We start from the raw sequence: 23,714 nt of genomic DNA, 5'->3' as shown, positions 1-23,714 counted from the left end.
AGCCCTCGCTACCCTGACCGGGCACTCCAGCGCTTCCCGACCCCGGCGACGATTCCCCCGTCAGCACCCGGGGCCCGCGCGCTCCAACCTGGTCCGGCATGTCCAACTCCCGCTTCGTACATCTCCACGTCCACACCGAGTTCTCGCTGGCGGACTCCACCATCCGTGTGCCGGCCAAGCCGGACCAGGCGGACCCGAAGAAGGCCAAGCAGGCCAACCTGCTGTCACGCTCGGTCGAACTCGGCCTGCCCGCGCTGGCGGTGACCGACCTCAACAACCTGTTCGCCCTGGTCAAGTTCTACAAGGCGGCCGAAGGCGTGGGCATCAAGCCTATCGCCGGCGCCGACGTGCTGATCGCCGAGGAAGGGCAGGATCCGTGGCGGATGACCCTGCTGTGCCGCGACCGCGAGGGCTACCTGAGCCTGTCGCGGCTGCTGACCCGCGCCTGGATGGAAGGCCATCGCCCCGAAGGCGGCGTGGCCATCCATCCGGACTGGCTGAAGGCCGGCAACGCCAACCTGTTCGCGCTGGCCGGCCGGCAGAGCCTGGCCGGGCGCCTGGCGCTGGACGGCAAGCATGAACTGGCCGAGCAGCAGCTGGCCGATTGGCAGCGCGTGTTCGGCGATGGCCTGCACCTGGAGCTGACCCGCACCGGCCGCGAGGGCGAGGAAACCTTCAACCAGTTCGCGCTGATGGCCGCCGGCCAGCGTGGCCTGCCGGTGGTGGCCAGCAATGATGTGCGCTTCCTGGCGCCCACCGATTTCAGCGCGCACGAAGCGCGCGTGTGCATTTCCACCGGCCGCGTGCTGGACGACCCCAAGCGCCCGCGCGAGTACAGCGACCAGCAGTACCTGAAATCGGCCGAAGAGATGTGTGCGCTGTTCGCCGACATTCCCGATGCCATCGACAACACGCTGGCGCTGGCCGAGCGCTGCAACATCGAGATGCGGCTGGGCACCTACTTCCTGCCCAATTACCCGGTGCCCGACGACGAGACCCTGGACACCTGGATCCAGAAGATGTCGCGCGACGGCCTGGAAGAGCGCCTGGAGAAGAATCCGCTGGCGCCGGGCAAGACCCGCGAAGATTATTTCGAGCGCCTGGAGTTCGAGCTCAACACCATCATCAAGATGGGTTTCCCCGGCTACTTCCTGATCGTGGCCGACTTCATCCAGTGGGGCAAGAACCAGGGCATCCCGATCGGCCCGGGCCGTGGTTCGGGTGCCGGTTCGCTGGTGGCGTGGGCGCTGAAGATCACCGATCTGGACCCACTGCCGTACAACCTGCTGTTCGAGCGCTTCCTGAACCCGGAACGCGTGTCGATGCCCGACTTCGACATCGACTTCTGCATGGACCGCCGCGACGAGGTGATCGACTACGTCGCGCGCAAGTACGGGCGCGAGCGCGTCAGCCAGATCATCACCTACGGCACCATGGCCGCCAAGGCAGTGGTGCGCGACTCCGGCCGCGTGCTCGGCTTCCCGTACGGCCTGGTCGACGGTGTTTCCAAGCTGATCCCGAACATCCTCGGCATCCACCTGAAGGATGCACTGGGCAAGGGCAAGGAAGGCCCCAGCTCGGAAATGGCGTCGCCGGAACTGATCCAGCGCTACGAGACCGAGGACGATGTCCGCGACCTGATCGACCTGGCGCTGCAGCTGGAAGACCTGACCCGCAACGCCGGCAAGCACGCCGGTGGCGTGGTGATCGGGCCCGAGCCGCTGAGCGAGTTCTGCCCGCTGTACGCCGAACACGACGAGAACGGCCTCGGCAAGAACCCGGTCACCCAGTTCGACAAGAACGACGTGGAAGAAGTGGGCCTGGTGAAGTTCGACTTCCTCGGCCTGCGCACGCTGACCATCATCGACTGGGCGGTGAAGGCGATCAACAAGCGCCATGAGCGCGCCGGCATTCCGCCGGTGGACATCGCCGCGATTCCGCTGGACGACACGCCCACCTACAAGGACATCTTCGCCAACGGCAATACGGGCGCAGTGTTCCAGTTCGAATCCTCGGGCATGCGCCGCCTGCTGAAGGACGCGCGCCCCGACCGTTTCGAAGACCTGATCGCGCTGGTGTCGCTGTACCGCCCCGGCCCGATGGACCTGATTCCCTCCTTCAATGCGCGTAAGCACGGCCAGGAAGAAATCATCTATCCCGATCCGCGCACCGAAGCCATCCTGAAGGATACCTACGGCATCATGGTGTACCAGGAGCAGGTGATGCAGATGGCGCAGATCGTCGGCGGCTACTCGCTGGGCGGCGCCGACCTGCTGCGCCGTGCGATGGGCAAGAAGGTGCCGGCCGAAATGGCCAAGCACCGCGAGATCTTCCGCGAAGGCGCGGCCAAGGACGGCGTGGACGAAGCCAAGGCCGACGCGATCTTCGACCTGATGGAGAAGTTCGCCGGCTACGGCTTCAACAAGTCGCACGCCGCCGCCTACGCGCTGGTCAGTTACCAGACCGCATGGCTGAAACGCCATTACCCGGCCGAGTTCATGGCGGCCACGCTGTCGTCCGATCTGGACAACACCGACAAGGTGGTCGGCTTCCTCGACGAGGTGCGCAACCTCGGCCTGACCGTGCTGCCGCCCAAGGTGAACCAGTCGGCCTTCATGTTCGAAGCGGTGACCCCGGACACCATCCAGTACGGCCTCGGTGCGATCAAGGGCGTCGGCCAGGGTGCCTGCGAGGCGGTGGTCGAGGAGCGACTGAAGGGCGGCCCGTTCAAGGACCTGCTCGACTTCTGCACCCGCGTCGGCTCGGCCAAGCTCAACCGGCGCACGCTGGAAGCGATGATCAACTGTGGTGCGTTGGACGAGCTTGGCCGCAACCGTGCCTCGCTGATGCTGCAGCTGCCGGAGGTGATCAAGGCTACCGACCAGATGGCCCGCGAGCGCGCTTCGGGACAGAACTCGCTGTTCGGTGGCCCGGACCCGAGCGCGACCACGATCCAGCTGGATCTGCCCGAAGCCGAAGAATGGCCGCTGCTGCAGCGCCTCAACGGCGAGCGCGACACGCTGGGCTTCTATCTCAGTGGCCACCCGTTCGATCCCTGGCGCGACGATGTGCGCGATCTGGTCGGCAACGACCTGGGTTCGGTGGAGAAGATCTGGAGCGCCAACAGCGGTGGTGGCGGCGGCGGCGAAAAGCGCTGGCGCCCGGAAGTACAGACCGTGCTGGCCGGCCAGGTGGTCGGTGTGCGTCGCAAGGGCGAGAGCCAGATCTTCATCCAGCTGGAAGATGGCCGCGGCCGCGTCGAGTGCAGCGCGTTCTCCGACGCGATGGCCGAGTTCGGGCACCTGATGACCAAGGACCGCATCCTGGTGGTCAAGGGCGGCCTGCGCGAGGACGAGTTCAACGGCGGCTACGCACTGCGCATCCGCCAGTGCTGGGACTTCGACGAAGTCTGCGCCAACTACGCCACGCGGCTGTCGCTGCGCCTGGACCTGCGCCAGCAGCGCCCGGTCTGGGAGCGCATCGATGCCCTGCTCGACCGCCATCGCCCGGGGCGCACGCCGCTGCGCCTGGACCTGCTTCTGAAGGGCCCGCACGGCGGCGTCGCCGGCATGCTCGATGTGTCCGGGCAGAGCGCGGTGCGCATCGATTCCAAGTTGATGGAGGCGCTGCGCGCCGACCCCGCCGTACGCACGCTGAAAGTGCGCTACAGCCCACCGTGGGCCAGCTGAGGCTGGCTCTGGTTTTCCTGACCCTCCTGCTTTCCCGTTCCAAGTATCAAGGACGATTGCCGATGAAGACCCTGCTGTTCCCGCTCGTTGCCGCTCTGGCCCTGGCCGCCTGTTCGCCCTCGAAGGTCGAGTTCCAGATCGACAACCCGACCGACGCGCCGCTGGCCCTGAGCATCGATGGCAAGGACCTGCCGGTGGCCGCACAGGGCTCGCGCCCGATCTCGCTCGCTGTCGGTGAGCACCGCCTGCACACCGACAAACTGGGGGACGTGCGCTTCATCGTCTACGTCGATGGCCGTGGCGGCCTGATCAACCCGACCCTGAGCGAGTACGTGATCGCCCGCGAGGTCTATGTCACCGACGAGAGCAAGCTGAAGAACTTCGGCACCGGCAAGGCCGGCATCGAGCTGGGCGGCGTCGACTTCGAGGGCCCGTTCGAGAAGAGCCACGACCTGTTCATCGACAAGACCTGGACCTACGGCGTGCGCGAACCCTTCCCGAAGGAAAAGGTGGTGGCCCACGTCGACGCCAGCGGTGGCCAGATCGTGGCCAAGGTGTTCACCGCCACGGACTTCATCGCTTACGTGGAAGAAGGCATGGGCGAGCCCGGCGCGTTCAAGCGCGAGCAGCCGGCCGGCTACGTGACCCCGGCGTTCAGCCTGGAACCGGCCCCGGCCAGCCTGCCGGCGCTGGTGCCGGCCTTCGAGGCCCACGCCGCGCCGCTGCGCGAGGTCTATGCGCGCTGGCTGAAGGCGACCACCGCCGATGAACAGAAGGCGCTGCGCAAGCAGGACTTCGCTGCGCAGATGGCCTTCACCTCGGCCACCGCCACGCTGGGCAGCGGGCTGGGCCGTGACGCCAACGAGGCCTACAACGACTTCGTTTCCCAGCGCAGCCAGCTGATGGGCCGCAGCGCCCTGGTGGTGCCCTGAGCTGACTGGCGCGCCCCGCCCGGCTGCGCTACCGTCGCCTTCCAGACGAAGGCGTACGGGTGGTTTGCGCGCATTCGGCTAGAATTCCCCTCTTCTTTACACGACGGCTTCCGATGAATCCGAACTACCTCGACTTCGAGCAACCCATCGCCGACCTGGAAGCCAAGATCCAGGAACTGCGCAACGCCAGTGCCGGGCCGGCGGTCAATGTCGAGGCGGAAGTGCACGCGCTGCAGGACAAGCTGCGCATGCGCACCGCGCAGATCTTCCGCAACCTGACCTCGTGGCAGGTGCTGCAGCTGGCGCGTCATCCGTCGCGCCCGTACACCGCCGACTACCTCCGCGTCATGTTCGATGAGTTCCAGGAGCTGGCCGGCGACCGTGCCTTCGCCGACGACAAGGCGATCATGGGTGGCCTGGCCCGCATCAACGGCCGTGCAGTGATGGTGATCGGCCACCAGAAGGGCCGTGACACCAAGGAGAAGATCAAGCGCAACTTCGGCATGCCCAAGCCGGAGGGCTACCGCAAGGCCCTGCGCCTGATGAAGATGGCCGAGCGCTTCGGCCTGCCGGTGCTGACCCTGATCGACACCGCTGGCGCCTGGCCGGGCATCGACGCCGAATCGCGCGGCCAGTCCGAAGCGATCGCGCGCAACCTGATCGAGATGGCCGAACTGAAGGTGCCGATCATCTGCACCGTGATCGGCGAAGGCGGCTCCGGCGGCGCGCTGGCGCTGGGCGTGGGCGACCGCACCGTGATGCTGGAATACGCGGTGTACTCGACCATCACCCCGGAAGGCTGCGCCTCGATCCTGTGGAAGGACGCCGGCAAGGCCAAGGACGCGGCCGAACAGCTGGGCCTGACCGCCCCGCGCCTGAAGAGCCTGGGCCTGGTCGACAAGGTCGTGCGCGAGCCCACCGGCGGCGCCCACCGCAACCCGACGCAGATGGCCAAGCGCCTGAAGGCGGTGCTGCTGAACGAGCTGGATGCGCTGGACAAGCTGTCCACCGAACAGCTGCTGGAACAGCGCTACGCGCGCCTGCGCAGCTACGGCACGTACGAAGCAGCCTGAAGTAGTGCCGGCCGCTGGCCAGCATGCAGGTAGGCCTGGTAGTGCCGGCCGCTGGCCGGCAACACGCAGGTGATTGCAGAAACGAAAGCGCCGGGCATTTGCCCGGCGCTTTCGTTTGCGCCCTGACGGCATCCACGCATGGCGTGGATCTACCGGGTGCAGATGACCCCGCCTCAGAACGGCTTGGCCAGCACCAGCCATACGATCGGAATGAAGGCCAGCAGCGGGATCTCGTTGATCCAGCGCAGCGCGCGCGACGACGGCAGCGCCCTGCCCTTGGCCACGCCCTTGAGCAGGCGGCCGATCCAGCCGAAGTACACCAGCAGCAGCACCACCAGTCCCAGCTTGGCATGCAGCCAGCCGGCGCCACCAGGCGCGACCATGGTCGGGAAATCGGGGATGACCTTGTAGCCCAGCCACAGCACCAGGCCCAGCAGGAATGCCAGGCCGAACATCGAGTGGCCGAAGCGGTACAGGCGCAGGCCCATCAGCTGCAGGCGCTCGGTCACCGCCGGCTGGCCCGCAGTCTCGGCCAGGTTCACCAGGATGCGCGGCAGGTAGAACACCGTGGCCATCCACGCCACCACGAACACGATGTGGAAGGTCTTGACCCAGTAGTAGCTCTGCATGCGCTCGCTCCGGCGGCTGGCGTAGATGGGTACCCATTGTCGCAGTAGAGCCACCCCATGGGTGGCTGCCGCGTCCAATCGCCGCAGCATGGCAGCCACCCATGGCGTGGCTCTACTGCAGGCCCGCCACACCCGGGGGCGCAACACCGTACGATAGGCGCCGTTTTCCCCGATCGCGCACCGCCCCATGGACAAGACCTACGACGCCGCCTATTTCCAACGCTGGTACCGCCGTGCCGACATCGGCGGCAGCGCCCGCCTGGCGCGAAAGGTCGCCCTGGCCGTGGCCAGTGCCGAGTACTACCTGGAACGACCGATCCGCAGCGTGCTGGACATCGGCTGCGGCGAAGGCGCCTGGCGCGCACCGCTGCTGAAGCTGCGTCCGAAGGTCGAATACCTCGGCTTCGACAGCAGCGAGTACGCTGTGCGCCGCTACGGCAGGACCCGCAACCTGCACATGGCCCGCTTCGGCGATTTCGCCTGGCTGCGGCCCTGTGCCCCGGTCGACCTGCTGGTCTGCTCGGACGTGATGCACTACGTGCCCGACCGCGAGCTGCGCGCCGGACTGGCCGGCGTGGCAGAGCTGACGGGCGGCGTGGCCTTCCTGGAGACCTTCGCCGCCGAGGACGCGTTCGAAGGCGACCACGACGGCTTCCAGCCGCGCCCGGCGCGTTGGTACCGCCGCACGCTGGCCCGGCATGGCCTGCAGCCGGTGGGGTCGCACTGCTGGCTCGGCCCCGCCCTGGCAGGCGATGCGGCCGCGCTGGAACGGATGTGAATCCAGATTCATTATTTTCAGCCGACTTAACCTGCGGGACACCCGGATGGGATATGCTGCGCGGCAACATATGACCATACATATTCGGTCGTCATGCTCTATCAACTGCACGAACTGACCCGCAACCTGCTCGCCCCCTGGGTGCACCAGGCCCAGGCCAACGCCAGGTTCTTCGCCAACCAGGGGCACTGGTGGTCGCAGATGCCCGGCGCTGATCGCCTGGCGGCGGTCAATGAACTCTTCCACCGCATCGGCAAGGATTACGAGAAGCCCGAGTGGGGCATCAACGAAATCGACGTCGATGGCGAACGCGTGCCGATCGTCGTGCACGAGGAAGTAAGCAAGCCGTTCTGCAAGCTGCTGCGCTTCAAGCGCCACAGCAATGAAGCCGACCAGCTGCACACCATGCTCAACCAGCCGTTCGTGCTGGTGGTAGCGCCGCTGTCAGGCCACCATGCCACGCTGCTGCGCGATACCGTGCGCACGCTGCTGCGCGACCACCGCGTGTACGTCACCGACTGGGTGGACGCGCGCATGGTGCCGGCCAGCGAAGGCGAATTCGGCCTGGACGACTACATCGCCTACATCCAGGAATTCATCCGCCACCTCGGTGTGGAGCGCCTGCACGTGGTGAGCGTGTGCCAGCCGACCGTACCGGTGCTGGCCGCGGTTTCGCTGATGGCCAGCCGTGGCGAACCGACGCCGCGCACGCTGGTGATGATGGGTGGCCCGATCGATGCGCGATGCAGCCCGACCGCAGTGAACAACCTGGCCACGCAGAACCCGCTGTCGTGGTTCGAGAACAACGTCATCCACACCGTGCCGGCCAGCTATCCCGGCGCCGGTCGCCGCGTGTACCCGGGCTTCCTGCAGCACGCCGGCTTCCTGTCGATGAACCCGAGCCGCCACTTCAGTTCGCACTGGGATTTCTACACCGACCTGGTCAAGGGCGACCTGGAAGACGCCGACGCGCACCGTCGTTTCTACGACGAGTACAACGCGGTGCTGGACATGCCGGCCAGGTACTACCTGGATACGATCCGCGTGGTGTTCCAGGACTTCCTGCTGCCGCGTGGTGAGTGGGTGGTCAACGGCGAGAAGGTCGATCCGTCGGCGATCCGCGATACCGCGCTGCTGAGCATCGAGGGCGAGCTGGACGATATCGCCGGCCTTGGCCAGACCGAAGCAGCACAGGCGCTGTGCACCGGCATCACTGCGGACCGCCGTGAGCATTTCATCGTCGAAGGTGCCGGCCACTACGGCATCTTCAGCGGCCGTCGCTGGCGCGAAGTGGTGTACCCGAAGGTGCGCGATTTCTTCGCCGCGCATGCCGAAGCACCGGCGGCGAAGGCCACGAAGAAGAAGAGTAACGTCACCCCGTTGCGGCGAAAGGCGGGCTGATTCCCGGCAGGGGTCGGTTCCCTTTCCAGCGGAAAGGGCTCTGACCCCAGCATGATGGGATCCGGGGTCAGAGCCCTGTTCTGCGAACAGGATCCGACCCCTGGCCTATTACAACCGCACCAGCAGGTTCTTGGCGATCAGCCCATGCAGCTTGCCGATGCCGCGTGCCAGATGCATCGTCAGCAGCAGCAGCAGCGCGCCCGCCGCAGCAACCGTGATCGCCACCAGCGGCGATGCAGCCATCGGCAGTACGTTCACGCCATCGACGTACACGCCCGGAATGTCGCCACTGAAGATCGCCGCGACCGGCGCCCAGATCAGGCTCAGCGACAGCGACAGCAGCGTCACCGCGAGGGTGAAGTAGATGACGCCCAGCGGCAGCATCAGCACGAAGTACAGCAGGGTCAGCCAGGTGCGGCCATCGGTGAACATGTCGCCGATGCGCTGCAGCCAGGTGCGGCTGCGATCGGTGTAACGCGGACGGCGCGGCATGCGCTCGCCCAGCAGCGCTTCCACCAGCCGCCCTTCCAGCAGCGCCAGCCCGCGCACCGAGCCGAAGAACAGCACGGTCAGCGGAATGCCCACGATCAGGATCAGCAGGCCCAGCGACAGCGACAGGCCGGTCACCACCCAGGTGAAGAAGAAGATGCCGGTAGCCAGCGACAGCAGCATGTAGAACAGCGCACCGTAGGTGTGCGGATCGGTCACCACGCCGAAGAAACGCGCCAGCAGCGAGCGCTGCACCGGCGCCGGCGGCGGTGCGGCCGGCTCGACGCCACTGGCTTCGGCCGCTGCGCGCAGCACCGGTGCGGTATCCGCACGCGGCGTGCGCAGCGCGCGGTTCACCGTCACTTCGGTCTCGCGGTAGATCTCGGCCACTTCGTCCGGCGCGCCATAGCTACCGGCAACGTCGGCGATCACCTCGGCCTCGCTGCGGCCGGGCTGCGCCGCCAGCTCCGAGCGCAGGTATTCCTCGGCGTCGTACAGCGCGTCCTGCACCATCGCCGGGTCGGCACCTTCCAGCGCCACACGCAGCTGCGCCAGGTACTGCGGGATGGTCGTGGGCAGGGCTCGGCCTGCCAGGCTCGGGTCGTTCATTGCGGTACCCCCTCCAACACGGAATCGACGGAATCTCGGGTGGCCTGCCAGGCCTGGCGCCACTGCGCCAGCACGTCGCGGCCACGTTCGTTGATGCGGTAGTAGCGCCGCGGCGGACCGCTGCTGGACGGCTCCACGTGGCTTTCCAGCAGACCGGCAGCCTCCAGGTTGCGCAGCACCGGGTACAGCGCGCTCTGCTTGCCGCTCAGCACGCCCTCGCCCACCCGCTCCAGCTCCTTGGCAATGAGGTAGCCGTACAGCGGCTCCCCGGCCCGGGCCAGCACCGCCAGCAGGGCCAGCGACACCGTTCCGGCGCTCAGCTCCTTCTGGAACTTCTTCAGGTGGACATCGTCCTCGGACATGACCGGGCCTCCACTACGTTGAAGTCCACAGTAGTGCGAAGTTCGGTATAGCGAATGTGTCGTTAGTCATCGTGCCGGTTGGCGTGGGGCAACTGACCACTTGGCCGGGGGGCCCGTTCGCTTGCTTGCCCCTCTTCGAGCCGCGGCATACCGTCGGCTTCCAAGAACGCAGCGTCTGATCCAGCCTCTGCAAGCAAGATGATCCCGGGAATGCCCACTTATGACTGAGCTTCACTATTGCGACTTCTGGTTTTCTGCGAAGAAGTCCGCGCGAAACATAATCAGTGAATCCGAGGCTAAATCGAGACATGAGAGCCAGGCTCGCTACACGGTTCTCGTTGGCTCCCCCACCACGCCATCAGCGATCGTCGATGTGCTGTTGGACAAAGACATGATTGGTGTCGACTTTCTGGATGAATATCTAAGGGAGCGCCTGACGTATCAGTTTCAGCAGGTAGCACCGGGAAATCTGTTCCTGAGCATGGCGGTACATAGATCGTTCGCTGAGAAGAGTGACAGCATTGCCGAAGGAACCAGCTACCTCTTCAATGAAGATGGACGGCTCACGATAACCAGGGAGACTTTCTCGCCTCATCATCTGGAAGAGTCTTCAACAACGCATGATCCGATAGACAACTATGAGCCTGTTCCTGACTTCGGCCATTACTCTGGTCTGATTGCAGAAGAAAGATAGACGCTGATGCCAGAACGATTGGATCGTCCAAAAGGCGGAGCGCAGGCTGACGCGAATGCCCCGCATGTCACTTGGCGATACGGTATCTCGTCGCGCAGAATCGAGGCCTCGTTCATGTTCCGGGGATCCCATGCCGCACCGCCGTCGCCTTGCCCTGACCGCCCTCGCCCTGGCCTGCCTGCTGCCCTCGCTGGCCAGCGCGGCCACGCCTTACCGCAGCCCGCAGCAGATCCTCGATGCCTCGGCGGCCCGCGACTGGCGCACGCCGGACCCGGCCAACCTGCTGTACATGGACCTGCCGGCTGGGCGGGTGATCATCGAGCTGGCGCCGCAGTTCGCCCCGCGCCATGTCGCCAACATCCAGACCTTCGCCCACGAGCACTTCTGGGACGGCACCAGCATCTACCGCTCGCAGGACAATTTCGTGGTGCAGTTCGGCGATGCCGACGCCGATGACGCGGCGAAGGCCAGGACGTTCGGCAGCGCCGCGCGCAAGCTGCCGGCCGAGTTCGAACGCGCCAGCGCCGGCCTGAAGGTCAGCGTGCTGCCGGATCGCGATGGGTGGGCCGCGCAGACCGGTTTCGTCGATGGCTTCCCGGTAGGCCAGGACCCGCAGGCCGGCAAGACCTGGCTGGCGCACTGCTACGGCATGCTCGGTGCCGGCCGCAGCAACGAGGAAGACAGCAGCATCGGTGCCGAACTGTATGTTGTGACCGGGCAGTCACCGCGCCAGCTGGACCGCAACATCACCCTGGTCGGTCGCGTGCTGAAGGGCATGGAACTGCTCAGCGCGACCCCGCGCGGGCCGGCGCCGATGGGCTTCTACACCGACCCGAAGCTGCGCACACCGATCGTGTCGATCCGCCGTGCCAGCGATGTGCCGGCAGCCGAGCGCACGCCGATCCAGGTACTGCGTACCGACTCGAAGACCTTCGCCGATACGGTGGAGGCGCGGCGCAACCGCGTGGATGATTTCTACAAGCGTCCGGCCGGGCATATCGATCTGTGCAATATTCCGGTGCCGGTGCGCTGATGGTTTCCTGCGCGTGACGCGTGCTGAAGGTGCTTCACTGTTCATGGGCGTCACTTTTCTTTTCGCGCGAAAAGAAAAGTAACCAAAAGAAACGCGCCGCCAGGTCGGGAGCCGCCGTGCTTCGCACGTCGGTCCCCTGCGCTTCTCGGTGAATCAGGGGACGGTGCCGAACTCGCTGCGCTCAGACATCGGCACCTCTTCGCCCCTGATTCCCCTGCGATGCTCGGCTCACTCAAGGCGGACCCAAGGTCAAGAGCCACAGCTGCACGACGATGCATGGTAGTGCCGGGCCGGGCCCGGCGAGCGAAGCGACCGCTTCTGCCTTTGATCTTGGATCCGCCTTGAGTGAGCCGAGCACCGCAGGTCCGGCGAGGGCGAAGAGGCGCGGGTGTCTGAGCGCAGCGAGTTCCCGCGCCGTCCCTCGACGGGCCGAGGAGCGCAGGGCACCGGTGCGCAGCACCGGCTCGCGGCCGGCGGAACGTTTCTTTTGGTTACTTTTCTTTGCGTACAAAGAAAAGTAACGCCCATGAACAGTGAAGCACCTTCAGCACGCGCAACGCGCAAAACGCCAATTCCTCAGCCCTTCTGGCTCACCGCCACGCTGCCCAGAATCAACACACCCGCAATCAGCATCTGCACCGTCACCGCCTCCCCCAGGAACAACCACGCAAACGCCGCGCCGAACAGCGGAATCAGGTAGGTCACCGTCGACGCCCGTGACGGGCCGATACGGCCGATCAGGCGGTAGAACATCAGGAACGCCAGCCCGGTGCAGGCTACGCCCAAGGCGATCGCCGCGCCCCAGGCCTTCAGCGGAATCGCCGCCTGCGGCCAGTGGCTCACCGCCATCGGCAGCATCCACAGCGAGGCACACGACAGCGTTGCCGCCGCCGCTGCCGCCGACGGCAGGCCGGTCATGTGCCGCTTCACCAGGTTCACGCCCAGGCCGTACAGCAGCGAAGCCGCCGCACCGGCCAGCACCGCGGTGCCGATACTCAGGCCGGAAACCTTGGCGGTGGCCAGCACCACCACGCCAGCGAAGCCAACCAGCAAGGCACCGGCGCGGCGCATGCCGATCTTCTCGCCGAAGAACAGGAAGGCGATCAGCGCGGCGAACAGCACGGTCATCGCATTGCAGATCGCGCCGATCGCCGCCGGCGCCTGTTCCGCTGCATAGGCGAACAGCACGAACGGCAACGCCGAGTTGATCAGGCCGATCGGCGCCAGCCACAGCCAGCGCCGCGGCGGGAACTGCGAGCGGGCGCGCCACAGGAACGGCAGCAGCACCAGCGCACCCAGCACCAGCCGCACTTCGACCAGCGCGAACGGGCCGAACGACGGCACCGCCACCCGCATGAACAGGAACGAGCAGCCCCAGATGGCGCCCAGCAGGGTCAATTCCAGCGGCGTGCGCCAATCGCGCTCGGCCGCCTGTGGGACCGCATTCATGCCTTGCCTCCGTACATCGTCAGCTCCTCGCCAAGGCGGATAGGATCAGGCGCAGACGCCCGCCGCACAAGCGCGTAGTATCGCTGCCAGCCACAAATATGGTTTGAGGCTCGACATGCTGCTACGCCCTTCCCTGCTACCCGCACTGGCCGTGTTCGCGGTCGCCGCGCGCCACCAGAACTTCGCCCAGGCCGCGCAGGAGCTGCACCTGACCGCCAGCGCGGTCAGCCACCACGTCCGCCGCCTGGAAGAAGTGCTGGAAGTACGGCTGTTCCTACGCCACGCCCGCGGCGTGCGCCTGACTGCCGAGGGCCGGCAACTGGCCGACGCCGCCAGCGCCGCCTTCACCGATGTCGCGGCCGTCGCCCATCACCTGCAGCCGGATGCCGACAGCGTGCCGCTGCGGATCACCACGCTGCGCTCGCTGTCCTACTGCTGGCTGCTGCCACGGCTGCCGCGCTTCACCCAGGCCTACCCGCACATCCGCATCGAACTGCATACCGGCAGCGGGCTGGATCGCTATGACGACAACGGCCCGGAAGTGGGCATCCGCTACGGCCTGGGCCAATGGCCCGGCCTGCGTGCGCAGCACCTGATGGATGACTACCTGTTCCCGGTCGCCTCACCGGCACTGGCCGGCGTCGAAACGCTGGTCGATCCGGCGCGCATCGCCGACCTGCCGCTGCTCACCGACCTGTCGCCGCAGGGCTGGCGCGACTGGTTCCGCCACGCCGGCGTGCGCACGCCGTCGCCGCTGCCACCCATGCACACCTTCGCCGACAGCACCGATGCGATGCGTGCAGCGGTGTATGGCATGGGCGCGGTGCTGGCGCGCACCCACATCGCCCAGCCCTATCTGCAGCGCTACGAGGTGGTGCGCCTGCCCGGCCTGGCGCTGAAGGCGCGCTATGCGTACCACGTAGTGCATGCCGAAGGACAACCGCCCAGCCCGGCCGCACGCCTGTTCATCGACTGGCTGCTGGAGCAGGCGCAGGACGAACGCACACCGATTCCCGCATTGCCGGACAGCCTGCTCGGGCGTCCGGCCACACGCGCCTGACTGCACCCTCACCCGTTCTTTGCCCGGCGCTGGCTAGGCTGCAGGCAACTCCACAACGTACCTACGCCATGGCCATGCTGCGACTGCGCATCACCGGAACTGAAGACGACGCCCGTGCCATCAGCGACCTGCTGCTCGGCCTGGAGGGCATCGAGCATGTCGAGGAAACCGACGACCTGATGCCGCACATGGACGACGACGATTCCAGCTCGGCCGGGCTGTCCGACGACATCGGCCCGGGCATCCATGAGCTGGAAGTGGAAGTCGGCAATGAAAGCACCGCGCAGAAGGTGCGCGACGCAGTGCAGGAACTGGCGCTGGAGCTGGATGTGTTCGTCGAGTACGAGACCGACGAGGGCTGATGCCGGCGGGCTGCCGGCATCAGCCTCCACCTCAGAGGTTGGGCGGCAGCTTGCGACGGCGGCGGCGCCACCATGCACGCACACCCCAGGCCGCGATCAAGGCCAGCACCGCCACCGGCAGCAGCGCGGCGACGGCGCGGATCAGGAACGCAACGCTGGTGCTGAGGATGCTGCCCGACTCGCTCAGCGCCTCGCCGATCTCGCTGCGGCTGCGCTGGCCGGACGTGGTATCGAAATGGATCGTCACCAGCTGGGTATCGATGCGCCGGCGCTGCTGCGCGGCATCCTTGCTGGCCTGCTCGACACCCGCCTCGATCTCGGACAGCCGCGTGGTGATCGCCATCAGGTCCTCGATCTTCAGGTCCTTGCGGTCCTGGTAGGCCAGCAGCCGCGCGTGTTCCTTCTCCAGCCGCGCCTTGGTCAGCGCGGTGTCGGCCACGGCCTGCGCGAGGTCCTCGGCACGCGTGTTGCGCGACTGCAGCGTGCCGCCCTCACCGGCCAACGCGATCAACGGCTCGGTGCCCTTCGGTGCAATCCGCACCTTGACCTCGCCACTGGGCTGCTCGCCACTGCGCTGGTCTACCTGCAGCACCGCGCAGTCACCGAACTTCGCGCTCTGGCAGGCCTGTGCCACCTGCTGGATGCGCGGTGCGATCTGCGCCGCTTCCAGTTGCACCTGCACGTCGTGTTCGTAGGCGAGGAATGCGCCTTCCGGTGAAGCGATGGCAGCCTCGGCCGCCGTGGCGCCCGCATCCGCCGCCATGTCGCCCTGCTTGGCGCAGGCGCCCAGCGCCAGCAGCAGCACCGGCATTGCCGCCATGCACGTCCACGCGCGCACCGGCCTCACAGTGCGGCCCCGTCGTAGGAGGTCACCGCCAGCGTGGCCAGATCCACTGCAGGCACGCAGCGCACGTTCACCGCCACCATCGGCACACCGCTGCGCGGATCCACCGCCTCGCTGTAGGGGGCAATGCCGCATTCGCGGCAATGGTGATGGTCGATGTGGGCCTTGTTGAAGTGGTAGGTGGCCACGTCCGCCGGATCGGTGCTCAGCTGGAACGCTTCGCGCGGGGCGAACCACAGCAGGCTGCCACGGCGGCGGCACATCGAGCAGTTGCAGTCGATGACGTCGCTGATCGGCGCCCCGGCCTGTACGGTGAATGCGATCCTGCCGCAATGGCAGCTTCCCTGGTATTCCATGTTCTGCGCTCCTTTGGAGGGTCCTTGTCTGCGCCCATGGTAATCCTATGGCACGGGGACAAAGCAGCCACGCGGCCCTATGCTCAGGGTTTGACCCCGTACAGGAACGCCGATGCGCCCGCATCTTCTTGCCCTCGCCCTGGTCGCCGCCCTGGCCGGTTGCCAGCCGGCCGACGCCCCGACCAACGCTTCCACCCCGGCCACCAGCCAGCAGGCCGGTGACGCGGCGGTCGATGCCGCCTTCGCCGACCTGTCCAAGCGCGCCCTGGACACCTGGATGCAGCTGTCGCCGGTCAGCGCTACCCAGATCGGTGACCACCGCTACGACAGCGAGCTGGACGACCTCAGTGCCGCCGGCCAGCAGAAGACCCTGGCAGCCTACAAGGCGCTGCTGGGCGAGCTGGACAAGATCGAGGTGGCCAAGCTGGGCCGCGAGAACCAGGTAGACGCGGCGATCCTGCGCAACCAGCTGCAGTCGGAAATATGGAACGCCGAAGTGCTGCAGTCCGGCAAGTGGGACCCGCAGCTGTACAACGGCATTGCCGGCAGCGCGATCTACGGCCTGATGGCGCGCGAGTTCGCGCCGCTGCCGGAGCGCCTGAAGTCGGCCACCGCGCGCATGGAAAAGCTGCCGGCGATCTTCGCACAGGCCCGCGAGAACCTGGATCCGGCACGGGTGCCGAAGATCCACGCCGAAACGGTGGCCAAGCAGAACAAGGGCATCCTCAGCATCGTCGATACCTTCATCACCCCGCACATCGGTGAACTGCCGCAGGCCGACCAGCAGCGCCTGCAGGCCGCCATCGACGGCCTGAAGAAGGCGGTGGACGAGCAGCAGACCTGGCTGGACAAGACCCTGGTGCCGAATGCCAAGGGCGACTTCCGCATCGGTGCGGAAAAGTACGACCAGAAGCTGAAGTTCGCGCTGAGCTCCTCGCTGTCGCGCCAGGAGATCGGTGAGCGTGCACGCGCCGAACTCAAGCGCGTGCGCGAAGACATGTACGGCATCGCGCAGACCGTGCTGAAGGACAAGCCGGGTGCGCCGGAGATGCCGGCCCAGCCGACCGACGAGCAGCAGCAGAAGGCCATTGAAGCTGCGCTGGAGCTGGCCTACGCCGACAAGCCGGCACGCGACAAGGTCGTCGACGATGCCAAGGCCGCACTGGAGCAGTCCACCGCGTTCGTGCGCGAGCACGATCTGATGACGCTGCCCGACGCGCCGGTGGACATCATCCTGATGCCGGAATTCCAGCGTGGCGTGGCCGTGGCCTACTGTGATTCACCGGGTCCGCTGGACAAGAACCTGAAGACCTTCTACGCCGTGTCGCCGATTCCGGACGACTGGAACGACAAGCAGGTCGACTCGTTCCTGCGTGAGTACAACTCGCGCATGATCCACCTGCTGAGCATCCACGAAGGCACCCCGGGCCACTACCTGGAAGGCTGGCATTCGGCCAAGTTCCCCTCCACCCTGCGTGCGGTGCTGCGTTCAGGCCTGTTCGCCGAAGGCTGGGCGGTCTACACCGAGCGCATGATGCAGGAGCAGGGTTACCTCAACAACGACCCGCTGTTCCACCTGGTGCAGCTGAAGTTCTACCTGCGCACGATCTCCAACGCGATCCTCGACCAGGGCGTGCACGTGGACAACTGGGATCGCGAGAAGGCAATGCACCTGATGACCCACGACGCGTTCCAGCAGGAAAGCGAAGCGGCGGGCAAGTGGGTGCGTGCACAGCTGACCTCGGCACAGCTACCGACCTACTTCGTCGGTGCGCAGGAACACTTCGACACCCGCAAGGCGGTGCAGGAGAAGCTGGGCGACAAGTTCAACCTGAAGGCGTACCACGACCAGGTACTGTCCTACGGCGCACCCCCGGTGCGTTTCGCACGCCAGCTGATGCTGGACCAGCCGATCGAGTGATCGGGGTGGTGTGAGTTGAAGCGGAGCGGCCCGGGGAAACCCGGGCCCATCTGTATGTGGGGGATCGCCAAGCCATCTCCGCATCACATGCCGGCAACATGGCCAGGCGCATCGTTCGCCGGATTCCCCCTTCCGCCGGTTTCCAATGTCTCTCCCCTTGCGCCTCGCCCTGCTGCCCACGCTGCTGGCCAGTGCGGGTGCCTTCGCCGCCTGCCCCGCGCCGCCGCCCGGCCAGCCGGACATCCGCGCGATTGGCTACTACACCGACAAGGTCGGCTCGGTGATCGACCCGGCACTGCAGCAGCAGAACAAGGACGCCACTGCACCGCTGGACCGCTATGCCGCCGACGTGGCGCGCATGAGCGATGACTACCTGCGCACCAGTGACCCGGCAGCGGCACAGTGCACGCTGGGCTGGTTGGGTGCGTGGGCCGACGACGGCGCCATGCTCGGGCAGATGATCCGGGTCAACAACGATCAGTCGTTCTACATGCGGCAGTGGATGCTCGATGCGGTAGCGATGGCCTACCTGAAAGTGCATGACCAGGCCAACCCGCAGCAGCGTGCGCGTATCGATCCGTGGCTGCAGAAGCTGGCACGGGCCAATCTGGCGTACTGGGACAATCCGAAACGGCGCCGCAACAACCACTACTACTGGGGCGGGCTGGGCGTGCTGGCCACCGGACTGGCCACCGACGACGACGCCCTGTGGCAGGCCGGCCACGCCGCGTTCCAGAAGGGCATCGATGACATCCAGGACGATGGCAGCCTGCCGCTGGAGATGGCCCGCGGGCAACGGGCCCTGCACTACCACGACTACGCATTGGCGCCACTGGTGATGATGGCCGAGCTGGCGCGTCTGCGCGGCCAGGACTGGTATGCCAGCAGGAACCACGCGATCGACCGCCTGGCGCGGCGGGTCATCGAAGGCAGCAGGGACCCTGCATGGTTCAACCAGCACACCGGCGTTGCACAGCTGCCCCTGCAGGCCAGCGGCTGGGTCGAGTTCTACCGCCTGCGCTCACCTGACGGCGGCGTGTTCGACGCCGCGCATGCGCGCGGACCGTTCCACTCGCCACGGCTGGGCGGCGACCTTACGCTGATGGCCACGCATGGCATCGTGCGCACGCCGCTGCGTTAGCAGCGCGCCTCAGCGGGCTTTCGGATGCAGCAGGCGCTGGAACTCGGCGACGGTGCACTCCTGAGCCGCGCACCCCGGCACACGCAGCACGACGCGGCCCGGCGGCTGCGCGTTGGCCAGCGGCAGCGCATCGCGCAGCTGCGCGGTGGTCGGGTAGACGTAGGCCAGGCGGATCCGTTCCACCCCGCTGTGGCGATCACGCCAGCGTTCGAACTGCAGCAGGCCACCGACCGGTGTCTTCTCGTACTGCCCCGGCAGGCTGTAGTCGCTGATTCCCAACGCCGCCAGCACCGAGCCGATGTTGGAATCGTGACCGACCAGCAGGGTCGCCTTCGGCGACGCCGGGTCGTCGAACAACGCATTCACTCTTGTCAGCAGCGGAGCGGCCACATCACGCGCCACCTCGGGCGTTCCGAACAGGATGTCCTGGTAGCGGTTGCGGATCTTCGCCAGCGCCTGCCATTGCGCCTCGGTGGTCAACCGGCCCCAGCCTTCGCGGGGGATGCCACTGCCCCGGTAGTGCTCCATCAACAAGGCATCGACCAGCCCGCTGGCCAGCGCCAGTGATCCGGACGCGCGAGGCTCCTTGCCCGGTTCCGTACTGAAGGTGGTATCGGCCAGCGCCAGATGGCAGTCGCTGTGCCCCTTGCATGCCGCCGACTGCGGATAGCGGGTGATCTCCTCCACCACGGACAAAGCCGGTGCCAGGTCCACTGCGGCCAGCGCTCGCTGCATTGACTCCAGCGCGCGCGTGCGGAATGCCGCGTCGTCGCGGCGGATCACCGGATCGAACAACGGATCCATCGAGCCCAGCGGCATGCGCTGTTCGACCGCAACATGGCAGCCCGGGAAAGCACCGGCAACGAAGAACTGCGCGGTGGCCTGGGTGCGCTGCAGGCTGTTGGCGTACGCGTGGAAGTCATCCTCCTGCGGGCAACCCGACACCGGCAACAGCTGCGCCTGGCGCAGCCACTGGGCGATGTAGCGGCCCATGTAGACCTCCAGCACGCCTCCCTTGGTAGTCAGCTCGCCCGGTGCCACCTCCCAGCGCGGCCAGGTCTCGGGCGTCGCGTTGGCGAGCGCGCCGGAGGCGACCACTGGCGCGCGCAGGTTGTGACGGCTGAGCAGGACGACCTGCTCGAGCTGGTCGCCGTCCATGGGTGCCGGCGCAGCCGTGGCAACCGTGGCAACCAGGCTGAGTGCCAGCAACAGGGAGCGCAGGGGGCGGATCATGCAGGTCTCCGGAAACACGCTGGGGTCAGAGCCCTTTCCTGCGGAAAGGGATCCGCCCCCGAAGCGATCATTGATCGGCAGCAACAAATCCACCGGTCTGTCGCGCCCACAACCGTGCGTACAGGCCACCGGTCGCAATCAGCTCGGCATGGGTGCCGGTCTCCACGATGCGTCCCTGGTCCATCACCACCAACCGGTCCATGCGCGCGATGGTCGACAGCCGGTGCGCGATCGCGATCACCGTCTTGCCGCCCATCAGCTCATCCAGGCTGTCCTGGATCGCCGCTTCCACTTCCGAGTCCAGTGCCGAGGTTGCTTCGTCCAGCACCAGGATCGGGGCGTCCTTCAGCAGCACGCGGGCAATGGCGATGCGTTGGCGCTGGCCGCCGGACAGCTTCACGCCGCGCTCGCCGACATGTGCGTCGTAGCCACGACGCCCCTGCCCGTCCACCAGCGTATCGATGAAGGCTTCGGCACGTGCCTTGGCCACCGCAGCGCGTAGCTGCTCATCGGTCGCGTCTGGACGGCCGTACAGCAGGTTGTCGCGGATCGAGCGATGCAGCAGCGAGGTGTCCTGGGTGACCACACCGATCTGCTGGCGCAGGCTTTCCTGGGTGACGTACGCAATGTCCTGGCCGTCGATCAGGATGCGGCCGCTTTCCAGGTCGTACAGGCGCAGCAGCACATTGACCAGGGTCGACTTGCCGGCCCCCGAAGGACCGACCACGCCGATCTTCTCGCCCGGCTTCACCACCAGGTCCAGGCCTGCGATCACGCCACCCTTCTTGCCGTAGTGGAAGTGGATGTCCTGGAAATGCACGCCGCCACGGGTCACCTGCAACGGCACTGCATCCTCGCGGTCCTGCACGGTCAGCGGCTGGGCGATGGTGGTGATGCCATCCTGTACCGTGCCGATGTCCTCGAAGATGCCGTTGATGGTCCACATGATCCAGCCGGACATGTTGTGAATGCGGATCACCAGGCCGGTCGCCAGCGTGATCGCACCGACGGTGATGTGGCCGCCATTCCACAGCCACAGCGCCAGCCCACAGGTACCGGCGATCAGGAAACCGTTGACGATGGCGATGGTCAGGTCCATGCCGGTGGTCACCCGGGTCTGCGCGCGGTGCTTGACCGCCAGTTCCTGGATCGACTCGGCCACGTAGGCCTGCTCGCGCCCGCCATGGGCGAACAGCTTCAGCGTGGGAATGTTGGTGTAGCCATCGACGATGCGGCCCATCGCCTTGGAACGCGCTTCGGACGCAATCCAGGCCCGTTCCTTCGCGCGCGGCACGAAGTAGACCATGATCACCGCATAGGCCAGCAGCCACAGGATCAGCGGCACCATCAGCCGCCAGTCGGCCTGCGCGAACAGGTACAGCGCGGTGCCGGTATAGACCACGATGTACCAGAGCGAATCGACCATCTGCACCGCCGACTCGCGCAGCGAGGTACCGGTCTGCATCACCCGGTGGGCGACGCTGCCGGCGAAGTCGTTCTGGAAGAAGCTCAGGCTCTGCCGCACCACATAGTTGTGCATCAACCAGCGCGAGCGGTTGCTCAGGCCGGGCACGATGGCCTGGTTGACCAGCAGGTTGTGCAGGCCGACCAGGATCGGACGCGCGATGACCGTGATGAACAGCATCCAGCCCAGGTCGTTGGCATGGCGCTTGAAGAAGTCGGCACCGGGCTGCTCGGCGACCATGTCGACGATGCGGCCCAGGTAATCGAACATCGCCACTTCCACCAGCGCCAGCAGCAGGCCGGCGATGAGCGTGGCCAGCAGCACCGGCCACACCGGGCGCAGGTAGTGCAGGTAGAACGGCAGCACTTTGCGCGGAGGCATCCGCCCGTCCACGGGCGGGAACACCGGAATCAGGGATTCAAACCAACGGAACATCGCATTCCCTCGCCATCTTTAGCTGGCGGAGTATCCCATGCCGCATGTGTACGCCGGCCGACGATCGCTGCGGCTGCGGTCGTGCCGGCCGCTGGCCGGCAACCTTGTGACGCATCCGGGGATCATGAGGTTGCCGGCCGCAGGCCGGCACTACCCATCGGATTCGTCAAACGTCAGCGCCGGGCCACGCCCGGCGGCGTCATTTCACTGGGGTGAACAGCAGGTCCTGGAAATCGAAACTGAAATCGGTCAGGTCGGAAATCGGCTGCATGTGCACCTCGCGCACCTTGCCGTCCGGGTCCAGGCTGAAGTTCACGAACGCGTCGGCGTTGAGCGAACGGTCGTCCCAGCGCACGATGAAGGTGTCGTGCTGCCAGTGCTCCAGGCGACCGCTCAGCTGCGCGGTCCTGGCAAAGCGCAGGCGCAGTCCCTTGCCCTCGGCACTGACCTGCATGTCGCCATACCAGCGGTCGCGGAACGTGCCTGTGTAGCCGGCCAGCGCCAGCGACGGCCTGCTGCCCTTGTCGCGCGCGCTCTGGTGCTTGGCCCACGCCTCGTCGGCCTTGTCCTGTCCCTTGGCCACGGCCTTGGCATAGGCGTCCACCCAGTCATGCTTTTCACCGCCCAGGTAGGCATCGAGCACACTCAGGGTGATCGCATTGAACGCCGCGCCCACTTCTTGATTGGTCAGCACCACCACGCCCAGTTTCTCGCCCGGTACCAGGGTCAGCCGCGAGACCATGCCCGGCCAGCCACCGGTGTGCCAGACCAGCTTCTGCCCGCGGTAGTCGCTCAGGCTCCAGCCTTCGCCATAGCCGGCGAAGTTGGCCCGCGCCGGTGCCAGCTCCGGCACGCTCGGCGCCGGGATCGACTGCGGCGTGATCATCCGCCACATCTGCTGCTGGCTCTTCTCGGAGAACAACGGCGTGCCGTCGGCCAGCTTGCCTTCGGCCAGCTGCACCTGCATCCAGCGCGCCATGTCGTGCGCGCTGGAATAGATGCCGCCGGCGCCGGCATTGTTCGACCAGGTCAGCGGCGCGACGGTACGCAGGTCCTTGAAATCGTACTTGGCGTGGCCGACCGCGGCCTTGTCGCCCGGCTTCAGGTGATCGGCGTTGTAGCGCGTGCCGGCCATGCCCACCTTGTCGAAGATGCGGGTCTGCAGGAACTGCTGGTAACTCATGCCGGAAACATGCTCGATCACCTGCTGGGCGACCGCGTACAGGATGTTGTCGTACGCATAGCCCTCGCGGAATCCACCCTTCAGCGGCACCTTGCCCAGCCGTTCCACCACTTCGGCATTGCTGTAGGAGGTGGTCGGCCAGAACAACAGGTCACCGGCGCCCAGGCTCAGTCCGCTGCGATGCGACAGCAGGTCGCGGATCGTCATCTGGCCGGTCACGAACGGATCGGACATGCGGAACGACGGCAGGTGGTCGATCACCTTGTCGTCCATCTTCAGCTTGCCGTCCTCGGCCAGCAGGTTCAGCGAGGTGGCGGTGAACGCCTTGGTGTTGGACGCAATGGCAAACAGCGTATCGGCCTGCACCGGTTCCGGCTTGCCCTGCTCGCGCACGCCCCAGCCGCGCTCCAGCACCACCTCGCCATCCTTGACCACCGCCACCGCAATGCCGGGCACGTCGAACTGCGCGCGCACGCGCTCGACGGTTGCATCCAGCTCCTGCAGCTGCGCCGGGGTGGCAGCGCTCGCCATGGTCGTGCACGCCAGCAGCACGGCTCCTCCAATCCAGGGTTTCAT

General features: G+C 66.5%; 20 protein-coding genes. 11 read left to right on the top strand and 9 right to left on the bottom strand.

What is annotated here, in order from left to right:
• The first annotated feature begins 98 nt into the window (after nt 1-98).
• The 3 genes from dnaE to AC5P68_RS09910 all read left to right on the top strand — a co-directional run bounded on the left by dnaE (nt 99) and on the right by AC5P68_RS09910 (nt 5,694).
• The gene (gene dnaE / locus AC5P68_RS09920) at nt 99-3,689 is read left to right on the top strand and encodes a DNA polymerase III subunit alpha (RefSeq protein ID WP_043034852.1); all 3,591 of its coding nucleotides are present in this window, start codon (nt 99-101) and stop codon (nt 3,687-3,689) included.
• A 62-nt stretch (nt 3,690-3,751) separates the two neighbouring features.
• Nucleotides 3,752-4,621: a hypothetical protein gene (locus tag AC5P68_RS09915; protein WP_033834081.1), complete on the top strand. Its 870-nt coding sequence runs from the start codon at nt 3,752-3,754 to the stop codon at nt 4,619-4,621.
• 113 nt (nt 4,622-4,734) lie between these two features.
• Nucleotides 4,735-5,694 carry an acetyl-CoA carboxylase carboxyltransferase subunit alpha gene (locus AC5P68_RS09910; RefSeq protein ID WP_005408731.1) on the top strand — a complete coding sequence of 320 codons (960 nt, stop codon included), beginning with the start codon at nt 4,735-4,737 and terminating at the stop codon, nt 5,692-5,694.
• A gap of 173 nt (nt 5,695-5,867) precedes the next feature.
• Here the strand turns inward: AC5P68_RS09910 and AC5P68_RS09905 are convergent, their stop codons facing one another.
• On the bottom strand, nt 5,868-6,323 hold the full coding sequence (locus AC5P68_RS09905) for a CopD family protein (RefSeq protein WP_005408730.1): 456 nt from the start codon (nt 6,321-6,323) through the stop codon (nt 5,868-5,870).
• A 187-nt stretch (nt 6,324-6,510) separates the two neighbouring features.
• On the opposite strand from AC5P68_RS09905, the gene AC5P68_RS09900 reads away from it, so the two are divergent.
• Together AC5P68_RS09900 and AC5P68_RS09895 are read left to right on the top strand one after the other, a co-directional pair.
• Complete coding sequence (locus tag AC5P68_RS09900; protein ID WP_049402556.1) at nt 6,511-7,101, top strand: class I SAM-dependent DNA methyltransferase; 591 nt, start codon at nt 6,511-6,513, stop codon at nt 7,099-7,101.
• Between the two features lie 93 nt (nt 7,102-7,194).
• A complete protein-coding gene (locus AC5P68_RS09895; RefSeq protein ID WP_005408728.1) occupies nt 7,195-8,502 on the top strand; it encodes a polyhydroxyalkanoate depolymerase in 1,308 nt (435 codons plus the stop codon).
• Nucleotides 8,503-8,610: 108 nt separating this feature from the next.
• On the opposite strand, the gene AC5P68_RS09890 is transcribed toward AC5P68_RS09895, so the two are convergent.
• Together AC5P68_RS09890 and AC5P68_RS09885 are read right to left on the bottom strand one after the other, a co-directional pair.
• The gene (locus AC5P68_RS09890; protein ID WP_049395934.1) at nt 8,611-9,600 is read right to left on the bottom strand and encodes a sensor domain-containing protein; all 990 of its coding nucleotides are present in this window, start codon (nt 9,598-9,600) and stop codon (nt 8,611-8,613) included.
• On the bottom strand, nt 9,597-9,962 hold the full coding sequence (locus AC5P68_RS09885) for a PadR family transcriptional regulator (protein ID WP_049395935.1): 366 nt from the start codon (nt 9,960-9,962) through the stop codon (nt 9,597-9,599). The genes AC5P68_RS09890 and AC5P68_RS09885 overlap by 4 nt, the downstream gene beginning before the upstream one ends.
• A 220-nt stretch (nt 9,963-10,182) precedes the next feature.
• On the opposite strand from AC5P68_RS09885, the gene AC5P68_RS09880 reads away from it, so the two are divergent.
• Together AC5P68_RS09880 and AC5P68_RS09875 are read left to right on the top strand one after the other, a co-directional pair.
• A complete protein-coding gene (locus AC5P68_RS09880) occupies nt 10,183-10,656 on the top strand; it encodes a hypothetical protein (protein WP_033834077.1) in 474 nt (157 codons plus the stop codon).
• Between the two features lie 130 nt (nt 10,657-10,786).
• Complete coding sequence (locus AC5P68_RS09875; protein WP_033834076.1) at nt 10,787-11,689, top strand: peptidylprolyl isomerase; 903 nt, start codon at nt 10,787-10,789, stop codon at nt 11,687-11,689.
• A 576-nt stretch (nt 11,690-12,265) separates the two neighbouring features.
• Here the strand turns inward: AC5P68_RS09875 and AC5P68_RS09870 are convergent.
• Complete coding sequence (locus AC5P68_RS09870; RefSeq protein ID WP_033834075.1) at nt 12,266-13,138, bottom strand: DMT family transporter; 873 nt, start codon at nt 13,136-13,138, stop codon at nt 12,266-12,268.
• A gap of 115 nt (nt 13,139-13,253) precedes the next feature.
• On the opposite strand from AC5P68_RS09870, the gene AC5P68_RS09865 reads away from it, so the two are divergent.
• A complete protein-coding gene (locus AC5P68_RS09865; RefSeq protein WP_049454683.1) occupies nt 13,254-14,198 on the top strand; it encodes a LysR substrate-binding domain-containing protein in 945 nt (314 codons plus the stop codon).
• Between the two features lie 68 nt (nt 14,199-14,266).
• A complete protein-coding gene (locus tag AC5P68_RS09860; RefSeq protein ID WP_005408721.1) occupies nt 14,267-14,560 on the top strand; it encodes a hypothetical protein in 294 nt (97 codons plus the stop codon).
• A gap of 31 nt (nt 14,561-14,591) precedes the next feature.
• Here AC5P68_RS09860 and AC5P68_RS09855 read toward each other — a convergent pair whose 3' ends face one another.
• Complete coding sequence (locus tag AC5P68_RS09855) at nt 14,592-15,380, bottom strand: DUF4349 domain-containing protein (RefSeq protein ID WP_005412726.1); 789 nt, start codon at nt 15,378-15,380, stop codon at nt 14,592-14,594.
• A gap of 23 nt (nt 15,381-15,403) precedes the next feature.
• Nucleotides 15,404-15,760, bottom strand: a complete 357-nt coding sequence (locus tag AC5P68_RS09850; RefSeq protein WP_005412725.1) for a GFA family protein — start codon at nt 15,758-15,760, stop codon at nt 15,404-15,406.
• 112 nt (nt 15,761-15,872) lie between these two features.
• Between AC5P68_RS09850 and AC5P68_RS09845 the strand changes: the two genes are divergently transcribed.
• On the top strand, nt 15,873-17,681 hold the full coding sequence (locus AC5P68_RS09845) for a DUF885 domain-containing protein (protein ID WP_005408718.1): 1,809 nt from the start codon (nt 15,873-15,875) through the stop codon (nt 17,679-17,681).
• Nucleotides 17,682-17,826: 145 nt separating this feature from the next.
• Nucleotides 17,827-18,822, top strand: coding sequence for a polysaccharide lyase (locus AC5P68_RS09840; RefSeq protein WP_111187934.1), 996 nt, complete (start codon nt 17,827-17,829; stop codon nt 18,820-18,822).
• A 9-nt stretch (nt 18,823-18,831) separates the two neighbouring features.
• On the opposite strand, the gene agp is transcribed toward AC5P68_RS09840, so the two are convergent.
• From agp to AC5P68_RS09825, 3 genes are all read right to left on the bottom strand, one after another.
• On the bottom strand, nt 18,832-20,055 hold the full coding sequence (agp, locus tag AC5P68_RS09835; protein WP_049402227.1) for a bifunctional glucose-1-phosphatase/inositol phosphatase: 1,224 nt from the start codon (nt 20,053-20,055) through the stop codon (nt 18,832-18,834).
• A 67-nt stretch (nt 20,056-20,122) separates the two neighbouring features.
• Nucleotides 20,123-21,955, bottom strand: a complete 1,833-nt coding sequence (gene smrA, locus AC5P68_RS09830) for a multidrug efflux ABC transporter SmrA (RefSeq protein ID WP_049402228.1) — start codon at nt 21,953-21,955, stop codon at nt 20,123-20,125.
• 199 nt (nt 21,956-22,154) lie between these two features.
• On the bottom strand, nt 22,155-23,714 hold the full coding sequence (locus AC5P68_RS09825; RefSeq protein ID WP_049402229.1) for a serine hydrolase: 1,560 nt from the start codon (nt 23,712-23,714) through the stop codon (nt 22,155-22,157).

The organism is Stenotrophomonas sp. YJH_SMC_58, assembly GCF_059369635.1.
Note: the sequence above shows the minus strand (reverse complement) of the source record. Positions and strands in the feature narration are given on the sequence as shown.

Excerpts from the sequence above, each read along its gene's own strand:
- AC5P68_RS09845 (WP_005408718.1), top strand. The coding sequence starts at position 15,873 with ATGCGCCCGCATCTTCTTGCCCTCGCCCTGGTCGCCGCCCTGGCCGGT.
- AC5P68_RS09875 (WP_033834076.1), top strand. The coding sequence starts at position 10,787 with ATGCCGCACCGCCGTCGCCTTGCCCTGACCGCCCTCGCCCTGGCCTGC.
- AC5P68_RS09905 (WP_005408730.1), bottom strand. The coding sequence starts at position 6,323 with ATGCAGAGCTACTACTGGGTCAAGACCTTCCACATCGTGTTCGTGGTG.
- AC5P68_RS09840 (WP_111187934.1), top strand. The coding sequence starts at position 17,827 with ATGTCTCTCCCCTTGCGCCTCGCCCTGCTGCCCACGCTGCTGGCCAGT.
- AC5P68_RS09870 (WP_033834075.1), bottom strand. The coding sequence starts at position 13,138 with ATGAATGCGGTCCCACAGGCGGCCGAGCGCGATTGGCGCACGCCGCTG.
- AC5P68_RS09910 (WP_005408731.1), top strand. The coding sequence starts at position 4,735 with ATGAATCCGAACTACCTCGACTTCGAGCAACCCATCGCCGACCTGGAA.
- AC5P68_RS09855 (WP_005412726.1), bottom strand. The coding sequence starts at position 15,380 with ATGGCGGCAATGCCGGTGCTGCTGCTGGCGCTGGGCGCCTGCGCCAAG.
- AC5P68_RS09885 (WP_049395935.1), bottom strand. The coding sequence starts at position 9,962 with ATGTCCGAGGACGATGTCCACCTGAAGAAGTTCCAGAAGGAGCTGAGC.
- smrA (WP_049402228.1), bottom strand. The coding sequence starts at position 21,955 with ATGTTCCGTTGGTTTGAATCCCTGATTCCGGTGTTCCCGCCCGTGGAC.
- AC5P68_RS09890 (WP_049395934.1), bottom strand. The coding sequence starts at position 9,600 with ATGAACGACCCGAGCCTGGCAGGCCGAGCCCTGCCCACGACCATCCCG.
- AC5P68_RS09860 (WP_005408721.1), top strand. The coding sequence starts at position 14,267 with ATGGCCATGCTGCGACTGCGCATCACCGGAACTGAAGACGACGCCCGT.
- AC5P68_RS09825 (WP_049402229.1), bottom strand. The coding sequence starts at position 23,714 with ATGAAACCCTGGATTGGAGGAGCCGTGCTGCTGGCGTGCACGACCATG.
- AC5P68_RS09900 (WP_049402556.1), top strand. The coding sequence starts at position 6,511 with ATGGACAAGACCTACGACGCCGCCTATTTCCAACGCTGGTACCGCCGT.
- AC5P68_RS09865 (WP_049454683.1), top strand. The coding sequence starts at position 13,254 with ATGCTGCTACGCCCTTCCCTGCTACCCGCACTGGCCGTGTTCGCGGTC.
- dnaE (WP_043034852.1), top strand. The coding sequence starts at position 99 with ATGTCCAACTCCCGCTTCGTACATCTCCACGTCCACACCGAGTTCTCG.
- AC5P68_RS09880 (WP_033834077.1), top strand. The coding sequence starts at position 10,183 with ATGACTGAGCTTCACTATTGCGACTTCTGGTTTTCTGCGAAGAAGTCC.
- AC5P68_RS09850 (WP_005412725.1), bottom strand. The coding sequence starts at position 15,760 with ATGGAATACCAGGGAAGCTGCCATTGCGGCAGGATCGCATTCACCGTA.
- AC5P68_RS09895 (WP_005408728.1), top strand. The coding sequence starts at position 7,195 with ATGCTCTATCAACTGCACGAACTGACCCGCAACCTGCTCGCCCCCTGG.
- AC5P68_RS09915 (WP_033834081.1), top strand. The coding sequence starts at position 3,752 with ATGAAGACCCTGCTGTTCCCGCTCGTTGCCGCTCTGGCCCTGGCCGCC.
- agp (WP_049402227.1), bottom strand. The coding sequence starts at position 20,055 with ATGATCCGCCCCCTGCGCTCCCTGTTGCTGGCACTCAGCCTGGTTGCC.